The organism is Streptomyces sp. NPDC050625, assembly GCF_040654755.1.
Taxonomy (GTDB): domain Bacteria; phylum Actinomycetota; class Actinomycetes; order Streptomycetales; family Streptomycetaceae; genus Streptomyces.
In genome coordinates this window covers 43,921-51,043 of sequence record NZ_JBFAIQ010000044.1, presented here as the reverse complement: position 1 = coordinate 51,043, position 7,123 = coordinate 43,921, and the positions used below count along the sequence as shown (strand labels likewise).

General features: G+C 68.3%; 5 protein-coding genes. 2 read left to right on the top strand and 3 right to left on the bottom strand.

Annotation, left to right across the window (positions count from 1 at the left end):
• Positions 1–791: transposase (locus tag AB0I54_RS43640; protein WP_363301937.1), on the bottom strand; the 791-nt coding region annotated here is incomplete at its 3' end.
• 27 nt (positions 792–818) lie between these two features.
• Between AB0I54_RS43640 and tnpA the strand changes: the two genes are divergently transcribed.
• Entirely contained in the window at positions 819–1,235 is a 417-nt protein-coding gene (gene tnpA, locus AB0I54_RS43635; RefSeq protein ID WP_363301936.1) for an IS200/IS605 family transposase, read from the top strand.
• 1,652 nt (positions 1,236–2,887) lie between these two features.
• The gene (locus tag AB0I54_RS43630) at positions 2,888–3,103 is read left to right on the top strand and encodes a hypothetical protein (protein WP_363301935.1); all 216 of its coding nucleotides are present in this window, start codon (positions 2,888–2,890) and stop codon (positions 3,101–3,103) included.
• 47 nt (positions 3,104–3,150) lie between these two features.
• Here AB0I54_RS43630 and AB0I54_RS43625 read toward each other — a convergent pair whose 3' ends face one another.
• The gene (locus tag AB0I54_RS43625; RefSeq protein ID WP_363301934.1) at positions 3,151–4,998 is read right to left on the bottom strand and encodes a stealth family protein; all 1,848 of its coding nucleotides are present in this window, start codon (positions 4,996–4,998) and stop codon (positions 3,151–3,153) included.
• 15 nt (positions 4,999–5,013) lie between these two features.
• Entirely contained in the window at positions 5,014–6,723 is a 1,710-nt protein-coding gene (locus AB0I54_RS43620) for a stealth family protein (RefSeq protein ID WP_363301933.1), read from the bottom strand.
• Positions 6,724–7,123 lie beyond the last annotated feature (400 nt).

The following is a 7,123-nucleotide window of genomic DNA, read 5'->3' as shown; positions in this document are numbered from 1 at the left end:
TGCGTGGATGCCTTGTGGTGCCAGTCCCGGCGCCGGTCCGCCACCTTGGCATGCTGGCGTGCGACCTTGATCCGGGCCTTGGCCCGGTTCTTCGACCCCTTGGCCTTGCGGGACAGTTCCCGCTGAAGGCGCTTGAGCTTCTTCTCGGCCCGGCGCAGGAAGCGCGGGCTGTCGATCTTCCGGCCGTCGGACAGGACGGCGAAGGCGGACAGGCCGAGGTCGAGACCGGTGTCGGTCTCCAAGCCGGGGAGGATGTCCGGCTCGGTGTCCACGACGAAGCTGAGGAAGTACCGGCCGGAACTGTCCTTGGTGACGGTGAGAGAAGTCGGGGCCGCCGGAAGCCGGCGCGACCACGTGACCTTGAGGTTGCCGACCTTGGCCACGTACACCGTGCCGTCGTCCTTGAGGGAGAAGGCGTTGGTGTTGAGACGGATCGACTGCCGGGTGTCCTTCTTCGACTTGTAGCGGGGAGGGCCGACCTTGCGGCCCTGCCGCTTGCCCCTGACCGAGTCGAAGAAGTTCTTGTAGGCGGCATCGAGGTCCCGCAGGGACTGTTGCAGGACGACCGCCGAGACGTCGGCGAGCCAGGCACGTTCCCTGGTGCGCTTGGCCTGGGTGATACGCAGCCGGGACAACTCCGCCGACGTCACGTACGGCAGCCCCGCCGCGTGCGCTTCCTTGCGGTCGCGCAGGCAGTCGTTCCACACCACGCGGGCGCACCCGAATGCACTCGCCAGCGCACGGCGCTGGGAGGCGTCCGGGTAGGCCCGGTAGTTGTAGCGGAGCTGCATGACCGGGATCCTACTACGATTGGTCTCATGGGTGAGGTTGACGACTACAGACGTGGCAGACACGTAATATCGGCGATGCATGTGCACTTGGTCTTTGTGACGAGGTACCGGCGCGGAGTGTTCAACGACGAGATGCTGACGCGCTGCGAAGAGATCATGCGCAAGGTCTGCGAGGACTTCGAGGCGGAGCTGAAGGAGTTCAACGGCGAGCGCGATCACGTCCATCTGCTGGTGCACTACCCGCCTAAGGTCGCCGTCTCGAAGCTGGTCAACAGCCTCAAGGGCGTCTCCGCCCGGCGGATACGGCAGGAGTTCACCGGCCGGATCGACCGCGCCGTCATGCACGGACACCTGTGGTCGCCCTCGTACTTCTCCGCGTCGTGCGGCGGAGCACCACTGGCGATCGTCCGCCAGTACATCGAGCAGCAGAAACGTCCGCTCTGAAGTGAACGTCAGAGCAGTCTTGAGATGCATTCATCCCCGGCGTGAACGCCGGGGCTTTCCGCAAGAGTCCCGGTAAAAGTGGTACGCCTCCTTGGGCTCATCGAGCTGGTGGTGCGACCGCAGTGCACAAACGAGCAGCTCGCTTTCTTCGACCCTGCCCGGCCACTCCTCCGGAGCCGACATACCGTCCTGGCTGCGGTTTGGATATTGGATAGCGGCGTCGAACTGCTCGAACAGGTGCCCGATCGGCTGGAGGTCCACGGGGATTCCGGGCAGCTGGAAGACAGATGGCAGTGGTAGACCGACCGAAAGCGGTGGCTGGCGATATTGGCGGTGAGGGTGTAGAAGCCTCCGCCCTGGCAGGTGTCGAAGTAGACGATCTGTTCGGTGTGGTGCGCGTACTCCAGGCTCTCTTCGCGCTTCTTCCAGGCACGCAGCGCCTCAACGAACTCGCGGGCGCCGGCGCCGTGCCAGTTCGCGCCGAACTGCTGGATGTTCCATCACCATCCACCCCAGTGCCGCGGTGTCACGTCGAGAGACCCCACTTCGAGCCGCTTGACCCCGCTTACGACGAGGGGTCCTGCCGCGTCACCGCCCCGGCTCACCAGGCCACTTCGCCCTCCCGGCACAGGGCGGAGCTGCGCCGGGATTCTCCGACCAGAGCTGCACGATCTTGTGTACCACTTGACGATGTGCCCCTTGTCCTTGCCTTTGCAGGCGTTGGGGCTCAGGGCGGCGGGGCGCGCCAAGACGTCACGGCCGCCGTCGTTGGCCGACGCCGTGGCACCTGGCGCTAACAGTGCCACCGTGGCGAGCAGCGGGAACAGAACACGTGCCTTCACTTTTCCTCCTGAGGAAAATCGAACACGTGTTGCACCGCCGCCCATCCTCAGGGGGTTCACAGGCGTCACACAAGATCCGGGGCGCGAACTTTCCGCTGTTTGTCCGGTTTCATGCCGTATAGCCATCGTGATCTTCTGCGTCACAGTGCGTGCTCGATCACGTGAAAAATGTCGGCATCGGTTCGGTTTCCCGCTGTCACTCAGTAAGTTCCGCACAACGGGGAATCTTCGCGCCTGCAGCACGGCGACCGTCAGGGCGGCCAGTTCTGCACGGGCGGTCGCCGTCGACGGCGGCGCAGGGGCTCGGCAAGTGCCGGGGCGGCGCTGACACGGTCAGCAGCAGGGTGGTGGCGGGCAGGCCGAAGACGGCGCGGCACATGAAGTTCTCCAAGGAATGTGGGGGTTGGAGAACTGCGCCAACGAGACAACCGCACCCCCACCGTTCGCTACGCTTGTTGACCACATGGGAAACTCCCCCCACCACTCCTCCACCCCGTGGTTACGGCCGCCGAGGCCGGTCAGGCCACCGGGTCGACAGCGACCGAAGCGACGCAACCCTGGGCAGCGAGCATGAGTCGGCCAGCAAGGGCACCCCGCCGTTCGCCGTCCCCGTCCTGCGTGGATGGATGCGCTCCGGATACATCTTTCAGCTCGTCACGGTCCGCGAGTTGAATCTCAGCCCTCGCGATTCGGAGCGGCAGGACTTGTCCTCGAACGGCGAACTACGGGAGGAACTGGCGATGGTCATGGTTGTGTCGCTGTCAGTTCGCCAGTGACCAGGAAGATCACGCGGCCGGCGATGGACACGGCGTGGTCGGCGAACTCGTCCTCCAGGCCCCGGCCCTCGTCATCGCCCAGGCGCTCGGCTACCACGACAAGAGCACCACCCGCTCGGGCGCCGCCGGTGGTCCTCGCGCGCGACGGCGGGGCCGCGCGCGACGCTGGACAGTGGGAGAACTCGCCGGTGATCTCGATGCTGTCCTCTCGCAGCTGAGCCCGCCCAAGGGGTGGAACACACCTGCGTGAGCACGGCGCCCCGGTGCCGCCTCGCTGCCCGGTCCGGCCCGGGTCGTCTACGCCTCGCGGCGCTGTGCTTCCTCCCGTGTGGGCTGGGACGGGATTCTCGTCGTGAGCGGTGCGATGGGGCGGGTGCTGGTGCGGGGGGCTCCTTCGTAGCGGCTCGGGAAGGGGTATTTGCGGTCCAGGAACCTGCGGATGGCGGCCTGGGCAGCCGGTCTGGCCTCCGGGGGCGTGTCCACGTCGTTGAGGCAGAAGAAGTCGATGTCCTCGCCGGCCGCGAGGCGGGCCAGACGGCGGTGCATGTCCGGTGTGCCCAGCTGGACGTAGCGGAAGCGGTAGTCGGCGGGGACGGCCCGGCCCGTTGCCATCGCCCAGTGGTGGTGGAGCGTGGATGCCGGAGCGACGTCGGAGGTGGAGCGGAAACGGGAATGGGACGTCCGTTCGAGTTCCTCGATTCCCAGGCTCTCCATCTCGCGCATCACGGACAGCAGTTGGGGGTGCGGGGTGTGCAGCGACTTGTGCGTGATGTGTCTGCCGTGGAAGCGCCTGATCACCTCGCGGGCGTTCTTGCCGGCGGAGTTCGGGGCCGGTTCGAGTGGGTGCGGGGCGCCTACGCCGAGTTTCAGGGGAGACAGGGGGATGCGGGCGATGCCGTTGCCGTGGAAGAAGTGCTCGGGGTGTACCGGGCGGTTGATGAAGACGTCGTCGTTGAAGTAGAGGTAGTGGTCCGACAGGCCCGGGATGTGGTGCAGGCGGCTCTCTATCGCGTGCGAGTTGAAGACCGGGAGCGCGTCGGGCGGGAGGATCTCCCGGTGGTCGATCACCGTCAGGCCTTCCGCCTCCGGGTCCAGCCAGGACGGGATCTGGGAGTCGGTGACCAGGTAGACGTGCCGGACGAACCCGGCGTACATCTCCAGCGAGCGCAGCGCGTACTTCAGTTCGTCATGGCTGGTGTAGCGGGAGGCGCCGGTCTCGCGCGGAGCGATGACGTTGTCGGAGAGTTCCTGGTGGGCCAGGCGCTTCGCGGCCATCGCCGGGTCGTCCCCGTCCACCCAGGTGTACACGGCGTCAACAGGGAACAGCACCTCGTCGATGCCGGGCTCGGCGAACGGGGCGAACGTCGGGACGGTGCGGCGGCGAACCGCCACCGCCGCCGGTTGCCGCGCCGTCACCGGGAGCACTTCCGCCACGGGGTTGCGGCGCGGGGCGACGAGCGCCGGCCCGAAGACGTCCGGCAGCCGACTGCCGGGCACGGTGAGCCAGGCGGGATCGGTGCCGCCGGCGCCGCCCCCGGCTGAATCCGAGGGGGCGCCGAGGTCCCGGCCGTGCCGCCAGAACTCGATGTCGCACCCCGTCTCCAGGCCGCTGAGCACCTGCCCTACCGGGCCGAGGCGCACCACGCCGGTGCGGAGTACGGCGGCCCGCCGCACCGCCTGGGGCAGCCTGCCGTCGGCCCACAGCACCGCGGTCGTCACGGCGCCGCCCGGTCCGACGGCGCCGACGTACCCGGCGGTGCCGGCGAAGCGCTGGGCGGCCCGGGCGAGGATCGCGTCGCGGTACGTCTCCTCGACGCCGACGACCTGCCGCGGCGCGCCGTGTCCGTGGTCGGAGGGGACCAGGAAGTACGGGACGTACAGCCCTTCCAGGAGGGTGCAGACCCGTTCGAGATCGGCTTCGGCGGCGTCCGCGGCCGTGTAGGCGTCGACCGTACGGCCGTACAGCCGCGTCGGTCCGAAGGTGATCCCGCGCCCGGGGACGGCGGCGCGCAGGCGTCGTCGGGCCCGGGTCGCGCGCAGCGCCCAGAGCCTGGCCGATAGCCAGGCGCACAGGCGCGCCAGCAGGTCCCGGGCGGCGCGCAGGCCCGCGGGCGCCGTGAACGTGAAGCGGTGACGGATGTCCATGCCCCCCAGCCCCCGTCAGTTCTGCTTCTCGACGGGCTTCTCGAAGGGGCTCGCAAAGGGGAAGTAGTCCTCCAGGAACTCGTGCATCCGGACGCCGACCCGCTCCCGCTCCTCCGGCGGCACGTCGACGTCGTTGAGGCAGAAGAAGTCGAAGCGGCGGGTGCGGCGCAGGTCAGCCAGGCGGGCCTCGGCGTCCGGACGGCTGATGTTGACGTACCGGAAGCCGAACCGGCCCGGCACACCGCGGCCGGTCATCAGCGCGTACTGGTAGAGCAGCGGGGCCGTCACAGCGATGTCCTGCGGCGAGCGGAAGCGGGACGCCGTGGTGCGGCCGATGTCCTCCGGGAAGACGTCCTCCAGGTCCCGCAGGGTCTCGCGGTGCTGCGGCAGCGGGGTGTGCATGAAGTTGTTCGTGGTCATCCGCCCGAACTTCTCCAGCAGCAGCCGGCGGACGTTCTTGCTCGCGGAGTTGGTGGCGGTCTCCTCGGCGTGCGGCTTGCCGACCCCGATCTTGAGCGGGGACACCGGGATCTTCATCAGACCGCTGCCGTGGAAGAAGTGCTCCGCGGTGACCCGGCGGCCGACGAACACGTCGTCGTTGAAGTAGAGGTAGTGGTCCGACAGGCCGGGGATGTGGTGCAGCCGGGTCTCGATCGCGTGCGAGTTGAACACCGGCAGGACGTCCGCCGGGAAGATGTCGCGGTGGTCGACGACCGTGATCCCCGGGGCCGTGTCGTCGAGCCAGTGCGGCTTCTGGCCGTCGGTCACGAGGTAGATGTGGCGGACGAAGTCGGCGTACATGGCGAGCGAGCGCAGTGAGTACTTCAGCTCGTCGTGGCTGGTGTAGCGAGAGGCGTTGGTCTCCTTGTCCAGGATCTCGGCGGTGCCGCGCTCCTGGTAGCGGGCGCGCTTGGCCCGCATCTCCGGCTCTTCGCCGTCCACCCAGGTGTAGACGACGTCGACGGGGAAGGTCACGTCGTTCACGGTCGGCAGGGTGAGCGCGGCGAAGCTCGGCAGCTCCCGGTCGCCGATCCGGACCACGGCCGGTGTCTGCTCGGACGCCGGCAGTACGTCCGTGATGCCGTTGTTCCGGGGTGCGACGAGGGACTCGGCGAAGACGTCCTCGGAGGCCTGCGGCTGGACCGAGGCCAGGCGCCGGGGCCCTGCGGCGGAGGCGAGGAGCTGTGCCCCGTCCTCCCAGAACTCGACGTCGCAGGCGAGTTCCGGCCCGGCGAGCAGCTGGCCCGCGGGGCCCAGGTGGTTCTCCCCGATCCGCAGGACCGGGGCCGTACGCAGCGCGGCCGGCAGGACACCGTCCATGAACAGGGCGGGGTGCCTGAGCTTTCCGCCGGGCAGCGGTCTGCCGATGAACACCGCCTTCCCCGCGTTCTGCGCCTCCAGGGCGGTGAGAAGACGCTCCCGGTCCACGGCATTCACACCGACCGTGTGGCGCGTGCGCGAGGCCGGCACCAGGAAGTAGGGGATGCCGTCCTGCTCCAGCGCGGCGAGGACCAGTCCGAGGTTGGCGGCGGCCGCCTCGGCAGCGCTGAACCGGGTCACGACCCGTCCGTAGAGCTGCTGGCCGCGCACCGCCACCGGGCGGAGCACCGGGTCCGTGACCGCCGCCATGTGGCGCCGCCGCATGGTGCGCAGCTGCCAGACCTTCTCGGCGACCTGCCGCTCGACTCGCGGTCGCATCCGCCGGGCAAAGGAACGCACGGTCACGTTCTGAGCTCCTCTACATCAACCCCTACACACCCTTGTGTTAACCAGACGGACACCTGAGTCGAATGGTTGTAGAAAATTTGTCAGAGAATTAAGGAAACACCGAACGCGCACACAACCACCTCACACCTGGGTGTGCTAGAAGCTCACCGGCAGTATCGCGAGGGCCAGGACGCCGCCGGTGAGGGCGAGAACGGGGTAGCCGGCCGCGGCGACAACGAGGCCGGAGCTCAGGCCGCCACCGCATCTCACGGTCACGGAGCGTGAAGAGCAGTTGCCTCAAACTACCGAATACAGCGCTCAGGATTATCGACGCACCGGTCATGAAGCGGTGGGTGGCGAGCGCGCCCCGATCCCCGGCTGCGTGGCGTCCGCTGCCGCAGCGCCTTCCGCGGACTGA

What these genes read in the sequence shown, in the direction of transcription:
- tnpA (WP_363301936.1), top strand. Translation starts at nt 819, where the DNA reads ATGGGTGAGGTTGACGACTACAGACGTGGCAGACACGTAATATCGGCG.
- AB0I54_RS43625 (WP_363301934.1), bottom strand. Translation starts at nt 4,998, where the DNA reads ATGGACATCCGTCACCGCTTCACGTTCACGGCGCCCGCGGGCCTGCGC.